Consider the following 24,607-nt stretch of genomic DNA (forward strand, 5'->3'; position numbering starts at 1 on the left):
GTTATCTCAGATTAGGGTTTATGTCCTGTTCACTTTGCGGCACGGGCCACTTTTCATCGGTACCGGCGCGGAAAGCCTTGGTCGTTACAAACCAGCGGCTATAGCGGTCCACGGAGGAACCTTTCTTGCGCAAATTTACGGCACCAGGAAATGGCGCGCCATAAAAATCTCCGTTCAGCACCTGTGCGATAGTGCCCCAGCGCAGCAGGTCCCAGTAGCGTATGCCTTCACAGGCCAGCTCGTTTCTGCGTTCGCGGTGCAGGATGGTCCGCAGCGCTACCGGGTCAACGGTGGTCACTTTCGGCATTGCCACGGAGGCGCGGCCTCTTACCTGGTTGATGGTAGCGTCCAGCAATGCCTGATCGACAGGGCCGCCGGCTTCCAGCTTCGCTTCGAGGTAGCTGAGCAGTATTTCCGCATAACGGACCACCGGCATATCGATGCCGGAGTTCTGTAAGTCGCCTGAGAAATTGTCGGGCAGGTACTTACGGATACAGTAGCCCGTACGGGTAGCCTGGCGGGTGAGCGTCAGCTGATCGACAGACTTGGTGGAATCCGGATGAGAAACATATGTACGGCCGTTAAATACCTGCATGTTATAGAGTACGGTGTACATCAGCCGCGGGTCCCTGTTTTCACCGACGTCATTCGGGTTATAACGGGGATCAGTAAACGAAAAAGGTGTTCCATCTTTAAACTCATAGCTCTCCACGAGGCTGCCCAATGGGTTCATCAGGTGCCACCCGCTGTTGATAGCCGGGAAGAAATGCTGCAGCATCCCGTTGGGCACCAGGTTAGGCACATACTGGATGGCGAAGATCAGTTCTTTGCTGGTTTCGTTGGTACCATCGAAAAGGCTTTTGTAGTTAGCGTCGATGATATTGTCATTGTAGTCAATGATGGTTTTGTAGGTGGTAGCGGCGTCACTGTATTTTTTCTCTGCCAGTTGCAGTCGGCCCAAAAAAGCGAGTGCAGCCTGTTTGCTGGCGCGGCCTCTCTCGGACGCAGAAAGGTCTTTATACCTGGGCAGGTCTGCGGCGGCGGCCGTCAGTTCTGTCATCACAAAATCAACCACCTGCTGTTTCGTCGCTTTTTTGATGGTATTGGCTTCATCTACCGTCATGGTTTTGGTGGCGAGGGGCACGCCGCCGAAATACTGGGAGAGATAAAAATAGGTAGCAGCCCTGATAAAGCGGACTTCCGCCGTCATCCTTTTGATTTTATCGGGAGATGCCGGCACCCTGTTTACATTCTCCAGGAAGTAGTTACAACGGGCGATGCGGGTATAGCCGCCGCTCCAGTAGTTGGTGATCTGGGAGTTGGTGGCTGTGAGCCCGCCACTCGTCAGTTTGTTCACGTCGGAGTTATCGCCTCTCCTGTCGTAGAGATTATCTGTAGACATATCGAGGAAGACGATGCCTACATAAGACCACCAGTCGGACAGTGTGAATTCTGTGCCACCGGCGATATTGCCACGGTAAACTGCCGCCAGCGCCAGCATGGCGTCGCCCTCGGATTTCCAGAAGTTCTCGTTGGAGAACTGCGACAGGGGCGCTTTATCCAGCTTTTTGCTGCACCCGCTGCCCAGTAGCAACAAGAGGCAGGCGGCTATTATATATCTGTAAGGTACTCGCATTTTTCAGTCGTTTGAAGATTAGAAACTAACGTTTACGCCCAGGGTGTAGTTACGCAGAATGGGATAGTAGGCGCCACCGGTATTGACTTCCGGGTCCCATCCTTTACGGTAACGGCTGAACGTAAATAAATTTTCTGCCGCCAGGCTTACCCGCAGCCCGTCGATACCAATACGGCGGGTAGCGGCGGGTGGCAGGCTGTAGCCCAACTGGATGTTTTTAATACGGACATAGGAACCGTTCAGCATCCAGTAGGAAGACTGTACCGTATTACCTGTACCGGTGTTAGGCACCAGTTCCATGCGTGGGTATTTGGCGTTGCGGTCAGGGTTTTCCGGCGTCCAGCGTTCGTCGAACTGCCAGCGTTGTACGGTAGCGGTATTGTTCAGCGCAATACCGGCGTAGCCTTCCAGATAACCTTTCACATCTGCCACGCCCTGCATCAACACATTGAGATCAAAATTGCGGTACTTGCCGCCGAGATTAAGCCCGAAAGTATAACGCGGGATACGGCTGCCCAGCACCACACGGTCATAAGCCGGGGTGATCTTACCATCCGGTTTTCCATTGGGGCCGCTGATATCTTTGTAGCGGATATCACCCGGTTTTTTCTGGGAGCCCAGTGCGGACTGGTCGGCCCAGGAAGCGCCTTCATTGGCATCTACAAACAGTCCGTCGGCTACATACCCATAATAGGCATTCACCGGATAACCAATAAACAAGGCACTATTCGCATTCCCCACCAGTCCGTTCGGCTGCAGCACATTTCCTACGCCCACATCCAGTATTTTGTTATTGATAATGCTGAAATTACCGTCTATGTTATAGCTGAACTTGCCCACAGTGTTACGGTGGCCCAGCGTAAACTCCCAACCAGTATTTTTTAGTTTACCTGAATTTTTAAGCCCCACGTTAAAGCCCAGCACCCTGGACACGCTGCCGCCGGGGCTAACGAGAATGTCATATGTATATTTATCGAAGTAGGTAGCGCTGCCGGTGAGCAATCCACGCCACAGTGTGAAGTCTAAGCCCAAATCAGTGGAGCGGGTAGACTCCCAGCGGAGCGTAGGATCTGCGAGGTCTACCAGCGTTACGCCGGTAGCCACCTGGTCACCGAAGCTATAGTTGTATTTTGTGCCGGTGTTCATGATATTCTGCCAGCCGTAGTTAGCGATGTTCTGGTTGCCCAGCGTACCACGGGAGGCTTTTATTTTCAGCTCGTCCACCCACTTTACATTGTCCTTCATAAAGGGTTCTTCGGAGATCCGCCAGCCGAGCGCCATAGCGGGGAAGAACGCGTATTTTTTTGTGGCAGGGAAACGGGAAGAGCCATCATAGCGCAGCACGCCTTCTGCAAAATATTTACTGTTGAAGTTGTATTGCAAGCGGCCAAAGAAAGACGACAATGCCCAGGAAGCGGCGCCGCCGTCGTTGGTCTGCCCCTCGGCTGACCCGAGATTAATAGACGTCAGCGTGTTGCCCGGGAAGTTTCTGCGGAAAGCGCTCACGGAGTCGATCACAAACTCTTCAAAAGAGTAACCACCCAGCACGGTAAAGCTGTGTTTATCGAACCGTTTATTGTATTCCGCCAGCGCCTGCATGGTTTTATAGTTGGAATTGCGGTTGCCCTGCGTTAAGGTAGACGGTCCCAATGTGGTAATATTATTGAGATATTGTGTGGCGAGGAAACGTTTGTTATCGCCGTAGTTGATATACCCGCCGCCAACCGCAGAGAGCTTCAGTCCTTCCACCACGTTCCAGTCCAGCCGCAGGTTACCGTTCAGGTCTATTCCTTTTTCCTTGTAGAAAGATTCACTTTCCAGGTTGGACACGGGGGTGCCTTTGCCGTTGATGCCCACGCCCCAGTCGCCATTGCTCATGCGGATAGGATATATCGGGGAATAGCGTACTACCTGGCCGATCATGTCGAGCATGTTGCTAAAGTCCAGCGTTGCCGGTGGCGCCGGTTCGTTGGTGGTGGACAACGAAGAGGCGATACGGGTGGTGAGCTTCAGCTTACGGGTAATATTGGTGAGCAGGTTCAGGCGCACATTATAGCGGTCGTAGCTATTACGTGCCACGATGCCGTTCTGCCGGATATAGCCGAAAGACAGCTGGTACTGGCTGATCTGGTTGCCATTGGCCAGGGAGATGTTGTGCCCTGTCTGGATACCGTATGGTTTAAAGAAGTCTTTATAGAAATTGGAGTTGGGATAGTTATCCGGATTGCTGCCGTCTTTAAACTGCTGTATCTCTGCTTCTGAGTAGGACCCGGGCACCGCTTCGTTCATGGCCTGTGCAAACTCCCATGAGTTCACCGATTGCGGCAGCGCCGTCGGCTTCTGCGTACCTACGTAACCGTTATAGTTCACTTTCAGTTTACCGGTAGCGCTGCCGGATTTGGTGGTGATGAGTATGACGCCGTTGGCCGCGCGGGCGCCATAGATGGCGGCGGAAGACGCATCTTTCAGCACAGACACCGCCTCCACGTCGTTGGGATTTACATCGTTGAAAGAGTTGACGGGCATACCGTCCACCAGGATGAGGGCGCCGGGCCCTGCGCCGAAGGAGCCTACGCCGCGCACCTGTATTTCGCCGCCGGCGGCGCCGGGCCTGCCGGAGCGTTGTATCACGGTTACGCCGGGCATCTGGCCGGTGAGGGCGTTGGACAGCTGCGGCACGGTCCGGTTGTTGACTTTCTCCGCGTTGATCTGCGATACCGATCCGATGAGTTGTGATTTTTTCTGGGTGCCGTAACCTACCACCACCACTTCGCTGATAGCGCTGGCTTCGGGATGCAGCACCACGTTGAGCGTGTTGTCTGTCCCTACCTGGACAGTATAGGGTTTGTAGCCGAGGATGCTGAATTTCAGCGTTTCACCGGCGGTGGCCCTGAGCACAAAAGCGCCTTTAGCGTCGGTGATGGTGCCGCGGGCGGTGCCCACTACGCCCACGGATACGCCGGGGATGGGATTGCCCTGTTCATCCTTCACCGTACCGTGGATATCGGCGGGCACTACTGCCGTCAGTACAGGAGCGGCCGGAGGTTCCGGTTTCCGGGAGACGACGATCATTTTATCTTCGATCGTGAAGGTAAAGGGCTGGCCTTTCAGGACAGCCGCCAGCACTTCCTGCAGTGTGGCTTTGCGGAAATCGGCGTCAATGGGCGATGATGTTTTCAGCTCCCGGTAATCGTAAAAGAACCGGTAATTGCTTTGGTGTTCGATGGCCCTGAAGACTTTGTCCAGCGGCATCTTCTTTCCCGAGAGGCTGATGGACTGGGAATAGCCGGTGGCATTTACCTGTAAAAAGGCCACCAGCAGTAACAGTGCGGTCAATTTCATAATAAGCAGACTTTTACTGACTAAAAGCCCCTTTGGTGGCGAAGCTTTTGCATAACGAAGGGAATGCATACATTTGTTGTGTTAGGGAATTAAATAATCAATTGATCTTAGCGGAAACATTGGTTGATAATCTCCCGGCAATAATCCACCAGGGGCGGGTCCAAGCGCTCCTGGTTTTTTATTTTTCCGGGCAGTTCATTGTTCACGGACTTTTGTTCATAACTGCCGGTTTGGTTGATGTTTTTTATTTAAGAGACTACAATAATTTTCCTTCCTTCCACTTTAAAGTGCACATGACTTAACTCCAGCAGGCGCAATACTTTCGACAAAGGCTCCTGCCGGCTGATGGTACCTACGAACTCCCGGGCGGTGGGCGTGCCTTCGTAGGCCACCTCCACATCGTACCAGCGGGCTACCTGCCGCATAACGGTTTGTATATCTGCCTTATCAAAAAGAAAATACCCGTTTTTCCAGGCCAGCACTTCTTCTACGTTGGCAGGCACCACTTTAAAGGCGGCCGCGTTGTTGTCCAGGATGCCCTGATCGCCGGGGCGGATCACGGTATTGATGCTACCTTTTACCAGTTTCACCGAACCTTCCGTGAGGGTGGTCCGGATAGCGTGTTCATCGCTATAACCAGCAATATTGAAGTGCGTGCCCAGCACCTCCACGGCCATATCCCCTGTTTTCACACGGAAAGGGCGTTTATGCATGCCCCCGTTTTTTGAGGGTGCAGTGATGCCGGTAATTTCAAAATACGCTTCTCCGCTGAGCTCCACTTCGCGGCTGTCTTCCCGGAAGCTGACCGGGAAGCGCAGGGAGGACGCGGCATTGAGCCACACTTTACTACCGTCGGGCAGTACCACCTGGTACTGGCCGCCGCGGGGCGTGGCGATGGTGTTATATAATACCTTTCCGTCGGCTGCCGTTCCGGCGCCGGCGTAGGCCAACTGACCGTTATTGAGTTTGATGACTTTTACAGCGCCCTGCTGACCGATGGTGCCGTTGGCCGCATCGTCCAGCACCACGGTGCGGCCGTTGGCCAGCGTGAGCACCGCTTTGTTGCCGCCCGGGGCAATATCCTGCCGGGCCAGCTGGTCCGCCTGTTCAACGGCATCCGTCGATTTGTGGCGGTTATTCAGAAAATACCATCCGGTGGAGAACACGCCCACCAGCACGGCAGCTGCCGCGGCGTAGCGCAACCAGCGCACCACCGGCCGGGGTTCCGTTTCCAGTGCGGCTATTTTCTCCCGCACCTGTGCCAGCAACTGCTGGTCCGGCTCCGGGACAGACGGCGCCAGCAGCACCATCTGTTCGTAACGGTCCATCAGCGCGCGGTACTGCTCCTCCCGCAAGGAGGTGATATATGTTGTCCAGGCCTGTTGCTCCTGTTCCGTCAGCGCACTGCCGGCGGCAAATTTCTCCAGTAAGGCTGTTATTTGTTCCTGTTCCATAATGCTATTACTAATAAGACTGCCCGGAATCCGGAAAGGACACCTGTAAAAAAATATATTTTTTTGGGGGGATTTCAGGAGGTAAAAATGAGGGCTAATAGTTGCCTCTATGACTTCCTGTTGCTGAAGGGGCTATTTCAGGGAGGTGAAAATGAGGGCCAGCAGTGCTGCATCGAGGCCGGCATGTTTTTTCAGGTAGGTCTTTACATCCCTTACCGCTTCATACAATTGTTTTTTTACGGCGAATTTGGAGATATGGAGCTCCGTGGCGATGTCATCGAGCGAAAGGCCGCTTTCGTTGCGGAGCAGGAAGATACGGCGCCGCTGCGGCGTAAGCCTGGCGATAGCCTTACGGGCTATTTCGTGGTATTCGTTGAACTGCACTTTTTCCTGTACGTCCGTATGGGCGTCCTCCTGTTGCTGCGCCAGCACGTCCCGGGCTTTCAACTGCCGGGCGGCGGCCATGCGGAGGTCGTACAGCCGGTTTTTGGCCATCATAAAAAGATAGGCCTGCAGCGACTGCACTGTTACCAGTGTTTCTTTTCTTAACCACAGTTTTACAAAAATATCCTGGACCACCTCGTCGGTGTCCTGCCTGGAAAAACCCGTCAGCGGAAAGACAAAAAGGAACAGTTTTGGTTGATAATGTTCGTACAGCCAGGTAAATGCATCCCCGTCTCCCGCCGCCAAGCGCTCACATATGACAGTTTCTGATGGCATGCTGCTCATGTAGCTTCGATCATTGTTCCCCGTAAAACTAAGGAGTTGACAGCAAAGAATCATAAGGAGTCCGCAGAAACAACGATTTTTTTGTTGCCAGGGAAAAAACGCTGTCTCATACTGGTCCCGGGGCGGTGGCCCGCCGGTCGCAAAAAAACGATCCGTCCCGGAGAAAACCTCTCCGGAACGGACCACACATCAAACTAGATTTTTTTTAAATTTCAGGGCAGATAAGCGGGGGCACTGGTATGTTTCAGAAAAATATACCCGTCGAACAAATCCGTCAACCGAACAGGATCGCTGTAAGAGATGGACTCCGGCGGCCCATAGCCAATGAGCCGTAAAGGCCGTAGCGCAGTATCGGCGGGTATCCTGTGCAGATCGATATAAAGCGCCGGGAGCGCCTGCTGATGGAACAGACTGTCCCAGCTGGGGGTGGTAACAGCGGGCAAAGCATAGGCTTTCATCACATTCCGTTTGGTATCGAAGCGGTCCGCTGTTCCGCCGTAGGTGCCGGCAGACATTCCGGAGCCCAGCACATAATAAGCCGGCACTTTCTTTTTGATATATCCTCCGCAGCCGCCTACCGCATGATCGTTGAACGGCGATTGGAGCGCCAGGTGAACGGCGTGCGCCCATACGATCATTTTACCGTCGTGGGCTATATCAACCGCCATATTCGCCATGCCGCTGTCCCGGTTGGCTTCCCCGGTAGTCCAGCAAAAGCCGTTCAGCAGCGCACGCTGAAAGGTTTCCGTGGCCGGTAGCCGGTCTGCTTTTACCAGGCTGTCTATCTGGTGTATTTGCGTACGGCCGCTGGTAATGACCGCCATAAAGTCCTTCTGGCTGACGTCTTTCATTTGGCAGTTCCAGATGGAGTCAAACGTCTGTGCCGTCCTGTAAAGGTTCTCCGTCCATTGTACCAGCAACGGGTGTTGCAGCGGTTTTGCCTCCGCTCGTAGCATGGCTGCCGTGCCGGCGAGGTAGTTAAAATCCATCCCGGCGAACGTTATTTTGTCGGCGTGTTGCTGGTTAAACTTCCGTACCCATTCGAAAAGTGCTTCCAGCTCCCGGGTTTGCCAGAGCGCTATCAGGTATTGTTTCATGCCTTCCCTCACCGGCTTGCCGGTATTCAGCCACTGATTGAAATAATAGCTGTCGCCGAAAGCGTTCTCAAAACAAAGGATGCGGAATCCTTTCTTCTCTACCAGTTCTTTGATGATAGCGATCCTGGTGTCGTTCCATTCTTTGGTGCCGTGGGTGCCCTCTCCCAACCCTACGATGTTGTACTTCGCCATTTCCTGCACCAGGGGGTGCAGCTGCGCTACCGGGAGACGACCGTCTTTTATTTTCAATGGCCGGATATCAGGCTGTGCCCACAGCCGGGCGGAGAGTAGCAGGAAGATAAATAAGCTGATCAATCGGTTCATATTTTTGTATTTAGCGTGGATACAAAACTATTTCCCGCCGCTGCCGTCGGCAACTTTATGCTTTCAATGGCCTGTTTTTTCCGATCAAAAAGGTGGCCTTCCATTTCATCGCAAAAGGAGGGCATTTCATCGCAAAATGTATTACATGCCTCTATTTTGAATAGATTTACAGCATATGAAACCGCAGGAGGCTACCAACAGACGTAAACTTTCACTGATCTACGAGCTGACCATCTGGCTGTTATATGCCGGCGCCTATAAATACGCCTGGTATCTTAACATGCCGGAAACGGGCCAGGCGACCGGCTTATTTCCGCATCCGGCTATTGTGCTGTACGCCATCGCTTCCTCTTTATACTGGTTGTTATACTACCGGCTGGCAGTTCCCTGGCTGCTGCAGCATAAAAAATACTGGCTGCTGTTTCCGGTTATCATCTTTTTTGTTTTTATACTCTCTATCCCCAATAACTACCTCGTCAGCCGGATTTTCATGCAAATAGCCGGCAACGGCGGACTGCAACAATTCTATACAGCAGAGTTCACCGTAAACGCCCGGCGGATGGCCTATTGGAAGGGGTGGTCTTTTGATATCCTGGTCCCCGACCTGGTGGCGTTCAGTTCTATTGCTTTCTGGCGTTATGCCATAGAAAGCGAATACCGGCGCTGGCAGATGGAGCGTCAGAACTACCAATTGAAAATAGACTCGCTGCGGGCGACCATCAACCCGCATTTCCTGTTTAACACCCTCAACAGTGTTTATGGCATGACGTTACTGGGGAAAAAAGAAGCGCCGGACTTCATTCTGCAGATGTCCGACGCTATGCGTTATATCCTATACGAAAGCAATGCAGAGAAGGTGTTGCTCGAAAAAGAAGTAGCCTTTATAGAAAGTTACTTCGCTATAGAAGACCGGCGCCTGGGAAATGTGCAAATACAGTTTTCCGCCGAAGGCGTGGACGATACGACGATGGTAGCCCCCCTCCTGCTGCTGCCTTTCATCGAGAACTCCATCAAACACGGCGCGCATCATTTCCGGGAAAGCGCCCGGATAAATACTACCATCGTTTTAAAGGATAAAAAGCTATATTTTGAAATTGCCAATGACGTACATGTCCACCCCACTCCCCTTCCGCACAGCGGCGGTGTGGGTATCGAAAACGTGAAAGCGAGGCTGGCGCTGTATTATCCCGGCAAACACATTTTAAAGATTGATGTAGGGAATGGTACGCACAAAGTATATTTATCAATTGACCTGACTGCCTCATGATACACTGCCTGATTGTAGATGACGAGCCTATTGCTCACGAAATCCTGGAAGAATATGTAATGCGGTGCGGCCGTATCGCTATTTTAGGTCATTGCCGCAATGCCATGGAAGCTATCGCCATGCTGGAAACGTATTCCGTAGACCTGCTTTTTTTAGATATACAAATGCCTTTGGTGAGTGGCCTTACTTTCCTGAAAAACCTGGAACATCCGCCACAGGTGATCTTCACGACAGCTTACCAGGAGTATGCGCTGGATGGTTTTGAACTGAATGCGGTAGATTACCTGCTGAAGCCTTATTCCTACGAGCGGTTTCTAAAGGCTATCTCCAAAATAAAAACAACAAAGGAAAGTGGTCCTGTCCGCAGTTATTTCTTCATAGACAATAACCGCAGTACGGAAAAAATCTACCATGACGACATCCGGTATATAGAAGCGGTAGGCGATTATATGAAAATCTACCTGGAAGACAGGTATATCCTTCAGCGCTGTACACTCAAGGCGCTGGAAGAGCAGCTACCGGCCGGGGACTTTGTACGGGTACATAAGTCGTATATTGTTCCGGTGAAGAAGATCATTGCTATAAAAAAAGACACGGTGTATCTTTCCAAAACGCAGACGGTGCCGGTCAGCCAGTCTTACAGGGAGCAGCTGCTCCGAAAATTCAAAGTATAAAAAGGTAGCCGTACGTTGTAATGCCCCGAGAAAGTTGGATACTTTGGTGGGGGGAATTACAATGTACAGCTGCCTTTTATTTTATGGCGAATTCTTTTTTTAATCGATCAGCGGCATCTGCGCCACCCATTGCCTGATGAGGGCTACGCCTTCCTTATGGATCACGGTGCGGGCCAGCTCCGGCATGGCGGTACCTGGTTCGGCGCTGTTCATGCGGTGCACCAGGATGGAGTGCAGCGGGTCGCCGGGGATGACGTCGTAGTTGAGTCCTCCTGCGCCGCCGCCGGCGGATACGGGTTGTTTCATGATACCGAGGTGGTCACTGCCGTTCTGTTCGTATTCCAGGAACAGGCCCGTATTAAATGCATCGCCGCCTTTGGTGTGGCAGTGGGCGCAGTTGACATCGAGGTAGGCCCGTGCGCGTTCGTTGACCGTATAATGCACGCTGTCTTTCCAATCCGGCAGTTGCGGAACGTCTGCTGCGGGCAGGCCTTGCAACATGCCGGCGGAGGCCCATTGCTGCAGCTGGCCGGAGGTTTGTCCTGCCAGTGTGAAATTGAGGTTGCGCGCTTTGGGACCGATGGGCGTCAGTACGCTGTTGTTGATATGGCAACGTTTACAATCGTTGGTATTGGGCATCTGGTATACGGTGGAGATTTTTTCTCCGCTGTCGTCCAGCAGGGTGATGGGTATCTTTTTGCCCAGTATCCATTTTACGGCTTCGGTCTGCTGATCGTTCCAGAGGTAGTTCATCACCTTCCAGTTTTTATCTGCCGGATCTTTGAACAACAGGCGGGTTTCTATCATCACCTTTTTGTGTTCCGGGCTGGTGTAGGCGAAGTTTTTAATGATGAACGTGGAGTCCGGGAAGTCCAGCGGCCCCTGGGCCGTGTATTGTGCCGCTTTGCCTTCCGGCAGTACCACAAAGCGGTCTTTCACCGCGTAGTCGGTAAACAGCGGCGTTGACAGGTCATAACGCACTACGCCTTTGCGGGGCGTCAGTGTTTTCAGATCGCCGGCAAAAAATCCGTAGTCAGACAGTTTTTCTCTAAACTGAAAGCCGGCGTTGTCCTGCCGGGCAGGTTGCTGCTGGCAGCTGTTGAACCACGCCAGCAAAAAAACAAACATCAGTAACAGCAAACAAGGCTTCCTCATCTCGCTAAAAATTAAACAAAAAAAATTACTTGCACAAGAACGGTGTCACCACGGTATCGGGGCGCCATTCTTTGGTGCCCATCTGTAAGGCATGCACATTCACAAACAGGTTGGACTGTTTCTGATTGATGCAGAGGGAATCGGGGTTGGCGGCGGTACCTTTTGTCAGCACGTTGCTGGTGATACCGTCGTAGGTAATGAAAGGCAGGCGGGCGTTTTTACGGGCAGGGTCCTGCGCGTTGAGCTGTTGCTCGAGCGCTACCAGTATTTTACCGGTATGATGCTCATAGACAGCTGGTGGAAAGCTGTCACCCACCTGCATTTCATTGTCATGGATGCGAATGTTCTTAGGTATAGGGTCGTAGTGATCATTTATTTTAGCGCCTGCATTGGTGTCAATAAAAAAGCCGGACACCACCGAGATGGCGCTGGAGTTGTTATTGATGATGCGGTTGTTGTACAGTTCAATATCAGAAGCCGCCAGTATCACCACTCCACTGCCGGGAGCAGCGTTACCGACGCCCCAGGTGGAGCCGAAACTGCCTGCTTTGGCAAAGTTACGTTCGTTGTTATCGTGCAGGTGGTTGTTATAGGCTTTCACATGGCCGCCGCGCTGTGACAGGTCGGGCAGGTCAAAAATGAGGAAGCCGGCGGTGTTGCCGTAAAAATCGTTGTCGTATACCTGTGCGTTGGAGGTATTTTCTATTTCGCAGCCGGCCACGTTCTTGTAGGCCTTACAGTTACGGACGATGGCGCTGTCGGTCTGCCCAACGTAGATACCGGCGTCGGAAGCGCCTTCCGCGTAGCAGTGTTCTATCAGCACGTTTTTACACATCACGGGGTAGATAGCGTAGCCGCCGCTGGTGGAATCGGCTTTCGACCATACCGCATTCAGGTGGGTGATGACCACCTTTTCACTTTTATTTATTTTGATGAGATCTCCTTTGGAGTCTTTCAGCGTCATGTTGTGGATAGCGAAGCCTTTCACGTCCGTTACGCGGATACCTTCACCGCCCTGGCTCTGGGAGGAGAAGTCCAGCACTGTTTTATCGGGACCGGCGCCTTCTATGCGGATATGGTTTACCTGTGCGATGCTCAGGTTATCGAATTTATAGGTGCCTTCTTTCAGGAAGATGCTGCTGCTGTCTTTAATGGTGAGGAAGGCTTCGGCTATTTTGGTTTCTTCACCGGGGCCGAAGGTGAGTTTGGTCTTGTATCCGTCCCTGTCTTCCTGCGACGAGTGGCATGCCGCCAGCAGGCCTGCGAGGGCGAGGGCCAGGATAGAATAACTGTTGTGTCGTTTCATATGATTTCCATTTTTAAAAATGATTAAAATACGTTGTAGGCAAAGCTGACATAGTACATAGCGCCTATGGCCGGGCTGCCGAATCCGTTGCGGTAATACACATTGGTGATATTGGTGCCGCCCAGTTTGATCCTGCAATGTGCCTGCAGCAACCGGTAACTGATCTGCGCATCTATCACGGAAGAGGCTGGTACGTTACCACTGCCGAATCCTATCTGATAGAAATAACCCGGGCGGTAGCGGAAAGTTGTGCTGAAAGCAAAACGTTCTTTATTGCCAAAGCCGGTATTGCCGAAGTCTATATTGAATTTGTAGTTAGGCGTATTAAAATTGTTGACCTGGCTGTTGTTCCTGTTTTTGAGGAAGTCGGATGAGAAGTTCACTTTCGCCATGAAGTTGCGTGACATCTCTACCGCCACGCTGGCGGCATAGCCGTAGGTATTTACCTTCTCTGCGCCGTTGTACGCGATATTATAGGCCATATAGGTACTGTGGTCTTTAAAGGCGGTGGGATCGTCGGTACCGGGCGTATTGGCCACGTTGACGTAGCCGATGAAATTTTTCCAGGTGGCGTAGTAGCCCAGCACGTCTATCAGCACCCGTTTGGCTATCAGGGAGGAGTATCCTAACTCGAAGGCGTCTACGGACTGTGGTTTGATATCGCTGAGGGTGAATTGCTGCAGGTCAGCGGGGTTGTTGCTTTGCTGGTATTTGGCGACGCTTTCCAGGGTATAGGCCGGATAGCGGTCGAACTGGTAAACACCGTTGAGCAGCCGGGAAGAGCCTCCGGAGGCGAAGCTGTTATAATCTACGGGGGTGCTTTGCAGCGCCTGGATATTGGAGGGGAAGCTATAGGCGTTCTGGTAGGAGAAGCGGATAAAACTTTCCCTGTTCACCTCTGCTACCGCTGATGCCCTGGTGGTGATGCGGGGTTTTTCGAAGAGGGTATTTTTATCGTAGCGGAAGGCGGCGCTGAGGCTCAGTTTTTCTTTCAGCACTTTTTTGGTAGCGTGGACGTAGGCGCTGTATTCCGCCACATCGATGGGGCCGTCGTTGTCGGGGAACAGCGTGCCTTTGGAATCGAGGCGGTACAGGCGGTAGTTGAGGCCGGCGATCAGCTCCGCAAATTTTACGAGGTGGGTGAAATTGTATTGTCCTTCTACGTTATACAGTTTGCTTTTATCGAGGAAAAGCGTACCTCCTTTGGAGGTAGGCAGGGAAGAGATGCTGTCTTTCAGGTGTTGGAACAGGGGGCTGGAGGCGTCGGGGCGGCCCTGGTCTGCAAAGGCGCGGGCGATGTTACCGGCGTCGGTATAGCTTTTACCGCCTGCCATGGCTTCCAGCAGGGCGCCGGTGTACTGGGGGTACCAGCCGTCGCCGGTGGCGGGGTTGAAGCTGGGCTTCCAGGCTTCGTTGATCAATTGGGCCGTAGGACTGGCGATAATGGTGTTACCGGAGTTTTCGCGGGTGGTGTAGCCTCTCAGGAACCAGTGTTCCGCTTTCAGTTCCGCACGGTACTGTCCCAGCTGGAAATTGGTGAGGGCGTAGCGGGTATCGTTGCTGTATACCGCATTGCCTTTTCCGAAGGTACCGGAAATAATGGCTTCCAGCTGTGGCCGGATCTTATACCGCAGCTCTACGTTGGCCTTCAGTAATTTGGCGTCGTTGCTCAGGTAGCCGTATTCGGGGTAGCCGGTGCGGGCCACATAGTTGCTGCCTTTTTCCAGCAGCGGGTCGATGATGGGCGCCAGCTCCGGTGTTTGGGCCAGGGCTGCCTGCAGGAACGGGTTGATGTCTACGGATGTTTTGCTGCCATACCTATTCACCCCGTTATAGTTGGGGTCGGTGAGCGGGCCGCCGGGACCATTGGTATTGGTGGTGTCGGTGGCCATCCATTCTTTGGCCTGTATATATTGCATGTTGATTTTAAAAGCGAATTTGTCGTTCACTTTTTTGGCCCAGCGGATGGTCCAGTCGTAGTAAGGCGATGGCCCGAAGGGGTCGTTGGATCTGCCTTTACTGACATGGTTCACTCCCTGGGTGATCTGGGCGCTGAGGCCCTGGTATTTGAACGGGTCTTTGCCGGTCATGACGAGGGTGCCGTTAAGGCCGCGGGAGCCGTAGAGGGCGGAGGAGGCGCCGGACAGCACTTCAAGGTTGTCCACATCCAGTTCGGTGAGGCCGATGGCGGTGCCGAGGGGAAAGTTGAGCCCGGGGGCCTGATTGTCCATCCCGTCTACGATCTGGGTGAAGTTGGTGTTACCGCTGGTATTGAAGCCGCGGGTGGTGATGGTGGTAAAGGTGAGGCTGGAGGTGGTCACATCCACCCCCTTGAGGCCCTGTATCATATTAAAATAACTGGGCTGGGGGGAGTTGATGATTTCTTTGGTGCTGATCCGTTCGATGGTGACCGGGGATTCGATTTTTTTCTGGGTGAAGCGGCTGGCGGAGACCACCACCTCGCGGCCGAGCACAGATACCGGGGTGAGTTCTACTTTCAGGGCGCCGGCGCCGGTGACGGTGACTTCTTTGGTTTCAAAGCCAAGGGATGAAAAAATCAGGGTGACGGGGTATTGTTTTTTGGCAGAAAAGCGGAAGTTGCCCTGATCATTGGTATAGTCGCCGTTAGGCGCTTCTTTCATGGTAACGGATACGGCGGGAACCACCTCTTTGGTGTCCGCATTGCGCACATTGCCCGAGACCGTGATCTGGGCATGCGCCAGATGGATAAAACCCATCAGACAAATAATGGTTGATAATAAGACTTTGAACATCAGGGTGGAATTTAGACAGGTTGACAAAGGCGATATTACCAAAAACACCCGTGGCAACGTGCCTGCGGCGGCGGGTTTGGGGTGAAATCAGGTACATACGGGGCGAAATAGGATTGTTATTTTGAAATTTTGGGATTTTGGGATTTGGGGATTTGATGGCTAGTGAGTAGCAGGCTGTTGGTAAAGGTTGGTGGCTATTGAATATCGGTTATTGGCTATTGGCTATTGAGTTCGGCTATTGGGTGTCGGCTATTGGGTATTATCTACGGAATATTTTTGAGGGGGTCATCTTATCGCAGGTGATCATCAGCCGAAGGCTGACTGGAATACCGGCAGGTAAGTTCCGGATACGGGAACGGGGGTGTCTTCCATTCCTTCCACCTGTAAAAAGTACCCTTTTGAATTTTTCTTAAAAAGTACCACTTTCGACAGGTTGACCAGGTAGGAACGATGTGCGCGGGCGAAGCCGTTGGCCGTAAGCTGTGTTTCCATTTTTTTGAGAGATACCCGTACCAGTTCTTTACTGACGGCGGTACCGTTGCGGTAGAACACCTGCACGTAGTTATCTTCCGCTTTGATCATGAGTAGTTTGGCCGGATGTACCGAAAGGGCGGTTTTTCCCTGTTCGTCTTTGATTTGCAGGCAATTGTCCGGTAAAATGACGGGCAGCACCGGTGTGCTGGCTACCGGGGCGGGAGGGACCGGTATTTGTGACACCCTGTTTTCCAGTGATTTCAGCTGCCGGTATTTTTCGCGGGAGAAAAACCAGAGCAGGGAGATCATATACGGGAGGGGCATGATCAGCGCGGTATACCGCAGGGTACTGACAAACTCGCTCCAGGTAAAGAAAAAGGTATCGGTGAGCAGTACGTCCACAAGGGTAACGATGGAGGCCACCAGTACAATTTCGCCCAGCAGCCAAAAGAGGTAGGTAGCGTTGGTGAGTCGGCGGCGTATTTTCCAGCCTGCCAGCAGGAACTGGGAGATAGTGAGGCCCAGTATGCCGCAACCCGTGAAAATGCCGAAGAACGTCACCAGCGGCAGGTGCTGTCCTTCATACCACATATTGATATTAAAGGGCAGGAAAATATACATGAAGCAAAAACTGAAAACACTGCAGAAAACGATCAGTTCAATCCTGTTCCGCACCGGGTCCAGTAGACTGAAGCGGGGCTGGTCTGCGATCAGCGGGAGTGTTGGCAAGCTTTTCATACCATGATGGATTTCGAAAATTAAGATACGTTTTTTCAGGGAAAGCGACAAGGCAGTGGACTGAAAGTAATACATTCGCTGTATGCAGGAAATATTTACCCTTCCAAAGTGGTTCCGGATCTTTTGTTATGCGGGCGCTATCGTGATGTTAGGTACGGGGGCTGAAATGGTTTACCTGGAGTTTACGGAGATCAAGGGGCAGAACATCATTTTCATGGGATTAGCGTTCTTTTTTCTGGCCTGGTCCATGTATGCCTATACGCGGCTGAAGCTGGTCCTCGATCCGAAAACGGTCCGTTTTACCGGTGGGTTGCGGCCGCATCATTTTAGCTGGACCGACATCACCACTATCGACATGGCGCGTGTAGGACGTTACAGTGAAGCGCAGTTAAGCATCCGTTACAGTGACCGTACGTTACGGCTCGGCCGCAGTTTTTTCCGGAAGAAGCCTTTCGCTGACATCCTCGACAGGGTGGAGCGTTATGCGCCGGAAGGTGTTTTCACGGCGGGCTACAGGCAGGTAAAAGCAGAGCTGCCGGCTTAGAAGACGGGTTCCTCTCCTGCTTTCAGCTCCTTCCCTTTTTGTTGGACTGCTTTGCTAAATACCGCTTCCGGCAGTGCTTTAAAGCCTTTGGGTGCTTTATGTGCCGGTCCTTCATAGATGCCGACAAAACGTTTGTTGTAGGTACGGCGGCTCACGGGGTCGGTCATACGAAAATACTGCGGGAACCATCCTTTCACGGCCCGTGTATCCTTTATCGGTTGTTGCCTGCCGGCCAGCAGCTGTTCCAGTGTTATCTTTTCCACAGCTGCCGGCGAAAAGAAATAAATTCTTTTGCCTTTCAGGGTGTTGCCGGCTTTGAATACGCCGGCGTGATGCCATTCAGTAGCGAAAGGAGTGAGCTCTTTCGCCGAAATTTTCTCGTTGAATTTCTTCGTCAGCATACGGGCCACGTCGCCGGCTTTCAGCAACCCTTTCTCTTCTGCATCCTGGTAGTTTTCGGATTTCCCCTGCCGCAAATATTGGCTCATTTTCATGGCGGCAAGGTACGATTTATTTCATGGGATAAGCAGTCCTGTACCAGCCTTTGCGTACTTTTTCGAGTTTACCGGCCAGCAGTTTCCGCTGCAGGGGTGACAGGCGGGAGACAGGCGTTATCTTTGGATTGATGAATACCTCCCGGATACCGGCGCCGGCAGGGAAAAGCCGGGCGCGTTCTTCCGGACCGAGGTGATCGAAGGTGGACTGGCTTTCTACGATAAACAGCCGCAGCGGCTGATGGACCTGCGGCGCTGCCAGTCCCACCCCGCGGGCGGCTGCCAGTGTCTGCCACATGTTCTCCACCAGTTCACGCAGCCCGGGGAAATCCGCCGGCACGTCCGCACAGGGTGTACGCAGTATCGTGTGGCCATAAGCGATAATAGGAAGTATCATGTTTTTAATCCCAAAAATGCCATCGTATCGCGTAACCGTATAGTAAATATTAGACATTAATTTATTTCTCAACCCGACGTCCTGCCTGTACTTTTGCACTATGCCCGTAACGCTGTACCAATACATGCAAAGCCTGGAGATGATCCGCCCTGCCGCCGCCCGCTCGCGGCTGATCACCGGTTTTTATGTGCTGCCCGCTTCGCGGCTGCAGGGAGGATGCACCGCCGTCAGCGACGGTATGCCAGCCATCGCGTTCCTTCCTCATCCGGAAGACAGCATCACCTTCACCACCGGTAACCGCGCCGTTGCCCTCACCGGTGCCTGGATCAGCAGTCAATACCTGGAGAAGACAACGCTGCAGCTGCAGCAGCCGGCAGGAGAACTGCTCATCGTCCGCCTCAACCCGGTGCTTTTTTACCAGCGCTGGCCGCTGCTGCCCGCCCGCCTGCAACAGCGCGTCGCGTGGGGCCTGCCGGAACTGCTGGGGCCCGATGGCGCCACGCTGCTTCAACAGGTAGCCGCAGCTACTGCTACGACAGCTAAGATACACGCCATAGAAGCATGGATGGCCACGCAGCTGCAGGAGCAGCCGGGGCATAACGGCCTGCTGGAAAGCGTCTTTTCGTATATCTGTCAACGTAAGGGCCTTACGACCGTTAAAGAACTAACCGCCATTCTGGGCGTTAACTACAAATGGCTGGAACGGAACTTCCGTTACTATACCGGCCTGCCGCCCAAGCTGTTCCTGCGGCAGTACCGTTTCCTACAAGCCTCCCTGGCACTGATGTATTCCCATCCGGTAGATTTTATGGCTGTCGCGCTGGAGCATGGATATTATGATCAAAACCACCTTATCAAGGAGTTCAGGCAGTTTACCGGCCTGGCACCGGGGTGTTTCCGGGAGCGGCTTCGTGAGCAAGGCGACTGCTTGTTATAGGATTTGGGCAGCAAAAAAAACTTGGATTTTTAAAAAAATCGTGCTTACTTTGTGGCCCCGAACAAAAACGGGATGTAGCGCAGCCCGGTAGCGCGCTTCGTTCGGGACGAAGAGGCCGCTGGTTCGAATCCAGTCATCCCGACTACACACGTTTCAAAGAAGTATAAAAGCCTGTAAATCGTACGGTTTACAGGCTTTTTCTATTAATTGCATATCAAGTCATATCCATCCATTTCAAGGTATTCGTGGCCAATTCATGGTCCTCAAAAATGTCCGCAACTTTGAGGACATTTTTGAGGTTAACACTTTGAATTTCAAACCACAATAACTGAATATGGTTTGAAACAAAAGGATACCAATTAGTCCATTTTGTGTCATTTTAAAGTGCGCTTCTACCTCAAAAATCGACAACCGTGAACGCATTTGTTTACTAAACCGATTTTTATGGAACAGACACAAACAACCTACGGGGTTAGCTTCTTTCCGAAAACAGAAAGAACAAAAATTAAAACCGGTAATGCACTTCTCTATTGCCGCATTACAGTAAAGGGGAAGCCCACAGATTTCTCTCTGCAAAAAACAATTGATAAAACAGTTCTTAAGACTGCGAAGGGGAAGGGAAAAAGTAATGATCCTGATGTACTTAAACTTCGCCACTTTCTTGACCAAGTGAAAGGGAAGGTCACCCATCATTATGACGAATTAAAATTAAGGAATCAACCCATCACAGGAGAGATACTAAAAATAAAACTTCTGGGACTAGAACAGAACACCAATTCGCTTTGCGAATTATTCAGCTATCATAATAAAACTTGCGGACTCAAACGCGGAACAGTTAAGAACTACCTGACAACGTTTGCCTATATACAAAACTATTTGAAAGCCAAAAAGCGCACTGATATACTCTTATCAGAGCTTGATTATGCGTTCATGCTGGAATTCGGCAACTACATAGCCAATAACCCAATTGACCCACTAAACCCTTTGACAAACAACGGTACTATGAAGCACTTGGAACGGACACGTAAGGTTGGCGGGTTAGCTGTAAAGATGGGCTGGCTCAAACATCATCCATTCCGCCAATTTAGACTTAAATTTGACAAAGTACAAAGATCGTATCTCTCCGATACTGAGCTAGCTGCGGTAGAGGTCCTGGCATTTAACGACCCTATGCTGCAACTTGTCCACGATCTTTTCGTTTTCGCCTGCTACACCAGTCCGCACTATAGTGATACAATTAATCTGAAAAGAGAAGAAATAGTAGAAGGCGTAGATCATACCCCTTGGATTAGGCAGCAAAGAGAAAAGAACGCTGAACCGGTATTGATTCCACTACTTCCAATATCAATCTCAATCATAGAAAAATATAGAAATGATCCAAGGGCAATAGCACGTGGAACAGTATTTCCATACGTTTCAAACAAGACCGTAAATGATAAACTAAAAATCATTGGCTATATAGCAGGGCATCCCCGGCCTTTGCGATTCAAAGATGCTCGTCACACATTCGCGACAACTGTAATGCTTACAAACGGCATGCCTATTGAGTCAGTAAGCAAGATGATGGGTCATACGAAAATTTCAACAACCCAAATTTATGGCGAAATCGTTGCTGCTAAACTGAGCGAAGACATGAAAAATTTGAGACAGAAATTGGCTTCCAAATAATTGATTCAATATATGCCATACCCCAAAAAGATTCAATAGATGCAAAAACATAAAATGCAAGTTAAATCATATGTGTATTAATACCGGGCACGTCTTACTGATTTTGCGATAGCGAAATTGCTAGGCATTAGCCTAGAAGAGTATGGAAAACTGAGCCATTTACCGATTGATGTTACTAAGGACATACGCGGAACGATTCGAGAATTTCACATCCGGATAAGCACTAATAATCCCCCTGAGCTCCTCGCCAAGCTTGACTTGGATTCGGAGGGCTATGTAAGGCTGAAGCCGGAAAAAGTATACATAATGTATCAGTAACTATAATAGCTGCCCATACCAGGCAGCTATTATATTGAAAAACTAAGATAAATCTTATATTATACCCACCTTTTTGCTATAATGGCCTTGACTAACATCTCGGGGGTACATGGATGTTTTCAATAAGACTGGATAAAGATTCTGAAGTATCAAATGAAAAGCTTATTTTCCTAAAGAGGATAGTAGGTCCTCGCGAAAATTATAAAGCGGGATTGCATCCCCTTGATTGGTAAGTGTAATGATAGTTAAATCATTATCTAAATCTCTCCAGAACAAAGCCCGGAATCCATCGAGCCCTCCGGTATGTTGGGCTATTGTTGACCCGTTGTGCTTGTCAATAAACCATCCAAAACCATATTTGCTCATTTTGCCACTTAATAGTGTTGGTGGCTCATACATCAACTTTATATTTTCTACAGACAACAAGGAACCGTGTCTCAATGCTTGGTCTAAAACATAAAGATCTTCAACAGTCGCATATATACCACCATCGCCGGTGGTTAATAAAGAATAATCGTCCAATGCTTTCTGCTTGTTGAATCCGATGGCTCTATTTTCCATTAAGCTGTTTGTTTTGTCAAAGATTTTTGTGTGCAGCATACCTAAAGGGGTAAATAGATTCTCCTGTAAAAATTGGCTGTACGACAGTCCGGAGATACTTTCAATAACTAATGATAAAATGATATAGCCGCTATTACTATAAGCAAATTGGCTGCCAGGAATAAATTGCAACTTTCTCTCTTCGTTTAGCCATTTTATGACATCCTGATTTGTGAGTTGTTTTCTGTTGTCTAAAACGCCTTCATAATCTCTTATTCCTGAAGTGTGTGTCAATAATTGTCGTATTGTAATTCCCCCCGCATATCCAGGCAGCCCTTTAACATAGCTAGCTGCGAGGTCGTCATAATGCAAAAGTCCCTTTTGTTGCAGCAGCATGATACCTATTGCCGTAACTGGCTTACTCAATGAAGCTATATAAAAAACTGTATGCAGGTGTAACTTGGTTTTATGATCAAAATCACTATAGCCCAATAAAGTATCATAAATTCTTCGGCCGTCCTTCGCTATCAAAATCGCGCCATTAAACTTGCCTTCTGTATAATAGCTTACTACAACTTCGCGGGCACCTTTTCTTTTCTTACCACAAGAAATCAAAGACAAACAAAGCGAAATTATTAACAGAGATATTACCCTGGACATTTGGATGATGTTGGTTTCTGGCATATAAGGGATCGCCATTTTTTTTTGGAGACTAAGAATAAATAATAGATACGACTTTCAGATACCCGTTCGCCTACTCGTCGCAATAACTATAATAGCAATAAAAGCTAGGCCCCCCAATTATCTGTTGGAAGTACAGGCGATAGGTGCTATTCAATTTTACTGTGTTTTCTAATACATTTACCAATAACTTCCATACAAAACAAGGAGACGTTCTCTACTATACTACCTTCCATGTTTGTAATTGATGCGCCGGGATAAAAAACGTTGGCTTAAACTTCTAAAAATAAGTTGTGATAGATAGTAGGGTATTTCTTTACCATATACGGTAACTATAATCCCATCATTACACTTAGATAGAGATCGAGAAAACTCGATTCACATTGTCTGTAACAAAATATATTTTTCGTCGAAAACATTCTCAAATTTGCCCAGGCATGCTTTGATTTTCTATTGAGGTAATGAAAATAGGTCGAATTTAGTAGAATTAGTGCATGATTGAGAAACTAAGAAATGATTGAACCATGTTTCTTTCAAAAAATTTTGACTTCTTTTTTATATACATCGGCAACTCATAATTCCTGCTACCGACAACGGTAAATGGGAGTTCAAGATTATGCGGCAATAGTACATTAACATAAACACACAAAGTCCTGGTCAATTATAACCGGGTCTTTTTGGCAATAACCCACAGTTGACAGCCGTTAATCCCTATCCAAATCCATCTATGAAAATCCCCGTGTCATCACGAAGCCACCTGTATGCTGGCCCAGCTGGTGGGGAAAGCCCATGTACTGCTTTGTTAGTTGTAAATTGGTATTGGTAATGGCAATAGATCCGGAAAATGCAGAAGAGCGCCATCGCTGACTAGCCCGTTTGTAGACATTTTGTATTTTTAATACTTAATACATTCAAATGATCAGACTATCCGTCGTTTTTTTTGTTAACCTGCTGTTGCTTGCTTCACTCAGTAATGCCCTGCCGGCGGGAAAAGGTACGCCTGGAAATCCTGTTGGCGATAGTGTAGACGCTCTTGTTACACGCGTAATGAATGAACGTCACATCCCAGGTTTGCAACTCGCTGTGGTGAAACACGGAAAGATCCTGGATAACCGTTGTTATGGCATTGCGAACCTGAATGATAGTATCCCTGTTACGAAAAACACCATATTTTCTGTCAACTCTATTGCCAAAATCTTGTCAGGCGTAGCGATATTGCAATTAAAGGAAGCCGGTAAACTGAGTATCGATGCTCCTGTTTCCAACTACCTGGACAGTCTCCCCGATAGCTGGAAGAATGTCACTATCCGCCAACTCCTAGCAAATGTTTCCGGCATTCCGGATATAACAGATCCCATCACCGACCGCTTGATAAGTGATAACGAGGAATATGCTTCCTGGCAGAAGGTTCAGGCGCTCCCGATGGAGTTTCAGAGCGGTGAGCAATTTAGTTACAATACAACCAATTACCTGCTGATCGGTAAAATCATCGATAAACTCGGCGGCATACCTTTTGCCGAATTTTTTCATAAGCATCAGCTGGCAACTGCCGGAATGAAACATACTGTCTTTTCCAATTCCTATAATATCATACCCCATAAGGCACCTACTTATTCGTACTTTCATCAGTGTGCCAATGGCCGGTACCTTAAAACCGATAAACTGGAAGAGGCCTATGAAGAATTCCCCGGCATTTTGTGGACAGATGCAGGAATGTTTACTACTGCTACAGACCTGGCCCTGTGGGTAACGAAGCTGCAAACGAAGAAGTTGCTCCGCGATAAAAAAAACATAGCGGAAATGTGGATGCCTGTGAAATTGAATAATGGTACTTACGGCGGCTTTGGTGGGTTGTTGAACGGTTATGCCCTGGGTTGGCCGGTGATACTTCGGGAAAAACACAATGTGGCGACGGCCATTGGAGGTGGAAGGGCTGCACTCTTCTATTATACCGCTGATGACCTGGCTATAATTGTGTTAACCAATCTCGCAGGGGGAAACCCTGAGTTATTTATAGATGATCTAGCAACCTATTATCGCTGACCCGATGAATTTTAG

The 24,607-nt window shown here is 50.1% G+C and carries 18 protein-coding genes and 1 tRNA gene; 7 read left to right on the forward strand and 12 right to left on the reverse strand.

The genetic code is table 11. From position 1 onward, the window contains the following. Position 1 precedes the first annotated feature (1 nt). The 5 genes from B5D63_RS22075 to B5D63_RS22095 form a co-directional block, all read right to left on the reverse strand. Entirely contained in the window at positions 2 to 1,636 is a 1,635-nt protein-coding gene (locus B5D63_RS22075; RefSeq protein ID WP_078671002.1) for a RagB/SusD family nutrient uptake outer membrane protein, read from the reverse strand. A gap of 18 nt (positions 1,637 to 1,654) precedes the next feature. Next, positions 1,655 to 4,978 carry a TonB-dependent receptor gene (locus B5D63_RS22080; RefSeq protein WP_159456113.1) on the reverse strand — a complete coding sequence of 1,108 codons (3,324 nt, stop codon included), beginning with the start codon at positions 4,976 to 4,978 and terminating at the stop codon, positions 1,655 to 1,657. Positions 4,979 to 5,226: 248 nt separating this feature from the next. Beyond that, on the reverse strand, positions 5,227 to 6,432 hold the full coding sequence (locus B5D63_RS22085; protein WP_078671004.1) for a FecR family protein: 1,206 nt from the start codon (positions 6,430 to 6,432) through the stop codon (positions 5,227 to 5,229). Positions 6,433 to 6,564: 132 nt separating this feature from the next. Beyond that, on the reverse strand, positions 6,565 to 7,152 hold the full coding sequence (locus tag B5D63_RS22090) for an RNA polymerase sigma factor (RefSeq protein ID WP_159456114.1): 588 nt from the start codon (positions 7,150 to 7,152) through the stop codon (positions 6,565 to 6,567). Positions 7,153 to 7,373: 221 nt separating this feature from the next. Beyond that, the gene (locus B5D63_RS22095; protein WP_078671006.1) at positions 7,374 to 8,582 is read right to left on the reverse strand and encodes an erythromycin esterase family protein; all 1,209 of its coding nucleotides are present in this window, start codon (positions 8,580 to 8,582) and stop codon (positions 7,374 to 7,376) included. A gap of 175 nt (positions 8,583 to 8,757) precedes the next feature. On the opposite strand from B5D63_RS22095, the gene B5D63_RS22100 reads away from it, so the two are divergent. Beyond that, positions 8,758 to 9,849, forward strand: coding sequence for a sensor histidine kinase (locus tag B5D63_RS22100; protein WP_078671007.1), 1,092 nt, complete (start codon positions 8,758 to 8,760; stop codon positions 9,847 to 9,849). Then, entirely contained in the window at positions 9,846 to 10,523 is a 678-nt protein-coding gene (locus tag B5D63_RS22105) for a LytR/AlgR family response regulator transcription factor (protein WP_078671008.1), read from the forward strand. The genes B5D63_RS22100 and B5D63_RS22105 overlap by 4 nt, the downstream gene beginning before the upstream one ends. Positions 10,524 to 10,622: 99 nt before the next feature. Here B5D63_RS22105 and B5D63_RS22110 read toward each other — a convergent pair whose 3' ends face one another. The 4 genes from B5D63_RS22110 to B5D63_RS22125 form a co-directional block, all read right to left on the reverse strand. Further along, positions 10,623 to 11,678: an SO2930 family diheme c-type cytochrome gene (locus B5D63_RS22110; protein ID WP_078671009.1), complete on the reverse strand. Its 1,056-nt coding sequence runs from the start codon at positions 11,676 to 11,678 to the stop codon at positions 10,623 to 10,625. Between the two features lie 25 nt (positions 11,679 to 11,703). Continuing rightward, the gene (locus tag B5D63_RS22115) at positions 11,704 to 12,984 is read right to left on the reverse strand and encodes a parallel beta-helix domain-containing protein (RefSeq protein ID WP_078671010.1); all 1,281 of its coding nucleotides are present in this window, start codon (positions 12,982 to 12,984) and stop codon (positions 11,704 to 11,706) included. A 23-nt stretch (positions 12,985 to 13,007) separates the two neighbouring features. After that, complete coding sequence (locus tag B5D63_RS22120; protein WP_078671011.1) at positions 13,008 to 15,758, reverse strand: TonB-dependent receptor; 2,751 nt, start codon at positions 15,756 to 15,758, stop codon at positions 13,008 to 13,010. Between the two features lie 306 nt (positions 15,759 to 16,064). Then, positions 16,065 to 16,970 (reverse strand): LytTR family DNA-binding domain-containing protein, encoded by a 906-nt coding sequence (locus tag B5D63_RS22125; protein WP_159456115.1) that lies wholly within the window; start codon positions 16,968 to 16,970, stop codon positions 16,065 to 16,067. 82 nt (positions 16,971 to 17,052) lie between these two features. Between B5D63_RS22125 and B5D63_RS22130 the strand changes: the two genes are divergently transcribed. Continuing rightward, positions 17,053 to 17,514, forward strand: a complete 462-nt coding sequence (locus tag B5D63_RS22130) for a PH domain-containing protein (RefSeq protein WP_078671013.1) — start codon at positions 17,053 to 17,055, stop codon at positions 17,512 to 17,514. On the opposite strand, the gene B5D63_RS22135 is transcribed toward B5D63_RS22130, so the two are convergent. Together B5D63_RS22135 and B5D63_RS22140 are read right to left on the reverse strand one after the other, a co-directional pair. Continuing rightward, a complete protein-coding gene (locus B5D63_RS22135) occupies positions 17,511 to 18,008 on the reverse strand; it encodes a hypothetical protein (RefSeq protein WP_078671014.1) in 498 nt (165 codons plus the stop codon). The two genes, B5D63_RS22130 and B5D63_RS22135, sit on opposite strands and share 4 nt — an antisense overlap. A gap of 16 nt (positions 18,009 to 18,024) precedes the next feature. Next, positions 18,025 to 18,405: a peptide deformylase gene (locus B5D63_RS22140; RefSeq protein WP_078671358.1), complete on the reverse strand. Its 381-nt coding sequence runs from the start codon at positions 18,403 to 18,405 to the stop codon at positions 18,025 to 18,027. Between the two features lie 100 nt (positions 18,406 to 18,505). Between B5D63_RS22140 and B5D63_RS22145 the strand changes: the two genes are divergently transcribed. The 3 genes from B5D63_RS22145 (at position 18,506) to B5D63_RS22155 (ending at position 21,010) form a co-directional block, all read left to right on the forward strand. Then, positions 18,506 to 19,342 carry a helix-turn-helix domain-containing protein gene (locus B5D63_RS22145; protein WP_078671015.1) on the forward strand — a complete coding sequence of 279 codons (837 nt, stop codon included), beginning with the start codon at positions 18,506 to 18,508 and terminating at the stop codon, positions 19,340 to 19,342. A gap of 68 nt (positions 19,343 to 19,410) precedes the next feature. Beyond that, a tRNA-Pro gene (locus B5D63_RS22150) sits at positions 19,411 to 19,484 on the forward strand. Positions 19,485 to 19,786: 302 nt separating this feature from the next. After that, positions 19,787 to 21,010, forward strand: a complete 1,224-nt coding sequence (locus tag B5D63_RS22155; protein WP_143313033.1) for a site-specific integrase — start codon at positions 19,787 to 19,789, stop codon at positions 21,008 to 21,010. Between the two features lie 480 nt (positions 21,011 to 21,490). Here the strand turns inward: B5D63_RS22155 and B5D63_RS22165 are convergent, their stop codons facing one another. Then, positions 21,491 to 22,552, reverse strand: coding sequence for a serine hydrolase domain-containing protein (locus B5D63_RS22165; RefSeq protein WP_078671359.1), 1,062 nt, complete (start codon positions 22,550 to 22,552; stop codon positions 21,491 to 21,493). Between the two features lie 912 nt (positions 22,553 to 23,464). On the opposite strand from B5D63_RS22165, the gene B5D63_RS22170 reads away from it, so the two are divergent. Next, positions 23,465 to 24,592, forward strand: coding sequence for a serine hydrolase domain-containing protein (locus tag B5D63_RS22170; protein WP_078671018.1), 1,128 nt, complete (start codon positions 23,465 to 23,467; stop codon positions 24,590 to 24,592). Positions 24,593 to 24,607: the final 15 nt, after the last annotated feature.

The organism is Chitinophaga eiseniae (assembly GCF_900167135.1).
Taxonomy (GTDB): Bacteria; Bacteroidota; Bacteroidia; order Chitinophagales; family Chitinophagaceae; genus Chitinophaga; species Chitinophaga eiseniae.

What these genes read in the sequence shown, in the direction of transcription:
- B5D63_RS22165 (WP_078671359.1), bottom strand. Translation starts at nt 22,552, where the DNA reads ATGCCAGAAACCAACATCATCCAAATGTCCAGGGTAATATCTCTGTTA.
- B5D63_RS22100 (WP_078671007.1), top strand. Translation starts at nt 8,758, where the DNA reads ATGAAACCGCAGGAGGCTACCAACAGACGTAAACTTTCACTGATCTAC.
- B5D63_RS22090 (WP_159456114.1), bottom strand. Translation starts at nt 7,152, where the DNA reads ATGCCATCAGAAACTGTCATATGTGAGCGCTTGGCGGCGGGAGACGGG.
- B5D63_RS22095 (WP_078671006.1), bottom strand. Translation starts at nt 8,582, where the DNA reads ATGAACCGATTGATCAGCTTATTTATCTTCCTGCTACTCTCCGCCCGG.
- B5D63_RS22120 (WP_078671011.1), bottom strand. Translation starts at nt 15,758, where the DNA reads ATGTTCAAAGTCTTATTATCAACCATTATTTGTCTGATGGGTTTTATC.
- B5D63_RS22125 (WP_159456115.1), bottom strand. Translation starts at nt 16,970, where the DNA reads ATGAAAAGCTTGCCAACACTCCCGCTGATCGCAGACCAGCCCCGCTTC.
- B5D63_RS22110 (WP_078671009.1), bottom strand. Translation starts at nt 11,678, where the DNA reads ATGAGGAAGCCTTGTTTGCTGTTACTGATGTTTGTTTTTTTGCTGGCG.
- B5D63_RS22085 (WP_078671004.1), bottom strand. Translation starts at nt 6,432, where the DNA reads ATGGAACAGGAACAAATAACAGCCTTACTGGAGAAATTTGCCGCCGGC.
- B5D63_RS22130 (WP_078671013.1), top strand. Translation starts at nt 17,053, where the DNA reads ATGCAGGAAATATTTACCCTTCCAAAGTGGTTCCGGATCTTTTGTTAT.
- B5D63_RS22080 (WP_159456113.1), bottom strand. Translation starts at nt 4,978, where the DNA reads ATGAAATTGACCGCACTGTTACTGCTGGTGGCCTTTTTACAGGTAAAT.
- B5D63_RS22115 (WP_078671010.1), bottom strand. Translation starts at nt 12,984, where the DNA reads ATGAAACGACACAACAGTTATTCTATCCTGGCCCTCGCCCTCGCAGGC.
- B5D63_RS22135 (WP_078671014.1), bottom strand. Translation starts at nt 18,008, where the DNA reads ATGAAAATGAGCCAATATTTGCGGCAGGGGAAATCCGAAAACTACCAG.
- B5D63_RS22075 (WP_078671002.1), bottom strand. Translation starts at nt 1,636, where the DNA reads ATGCGAGTACCTTACAGATATATAATAGCCGCCTGCCTCTTGTTGCTA.
- B5D63_RS22155 (WP_143313033.1), top strand. Translation starts at nt 19,787, where the DNA reads ATGGAACAGACACAAACAACCTACGGGGTTAGCTTCTTTCCGAAAACA.
- B5D63_RS22145 (WP_078671015.1), top strand. Translation starts at nt 18,506, where the DNA reads ATGCCCGTAACGCTGTACCAATACATGCAAAGCCTGGAGATGATCCGC.
- B5D63_RS22140 (WP_078671358.1), bottom strand. Translation starts at nt 18,405, where the DNA reads ATGATACTTCCTATTATCGCTTATGGCCACACGATACTGCGTACACCC.
- B5D63_RS22105 (WP_078671008.1), top strand. Translation starts at nt 9,846, where the DNA reads ATGATACACTGCCTGATTGTAGATGACGAGCCTATTGCTCACGAAATC.
- B5D63_RS22170 (WP_078671018.1), top strand. Translation starts at nt 23,465, where the DNA reads ATGATCAGACTATCCGTCGTTTTTTTTGTTAACCTGCTGTTGCTTGCT.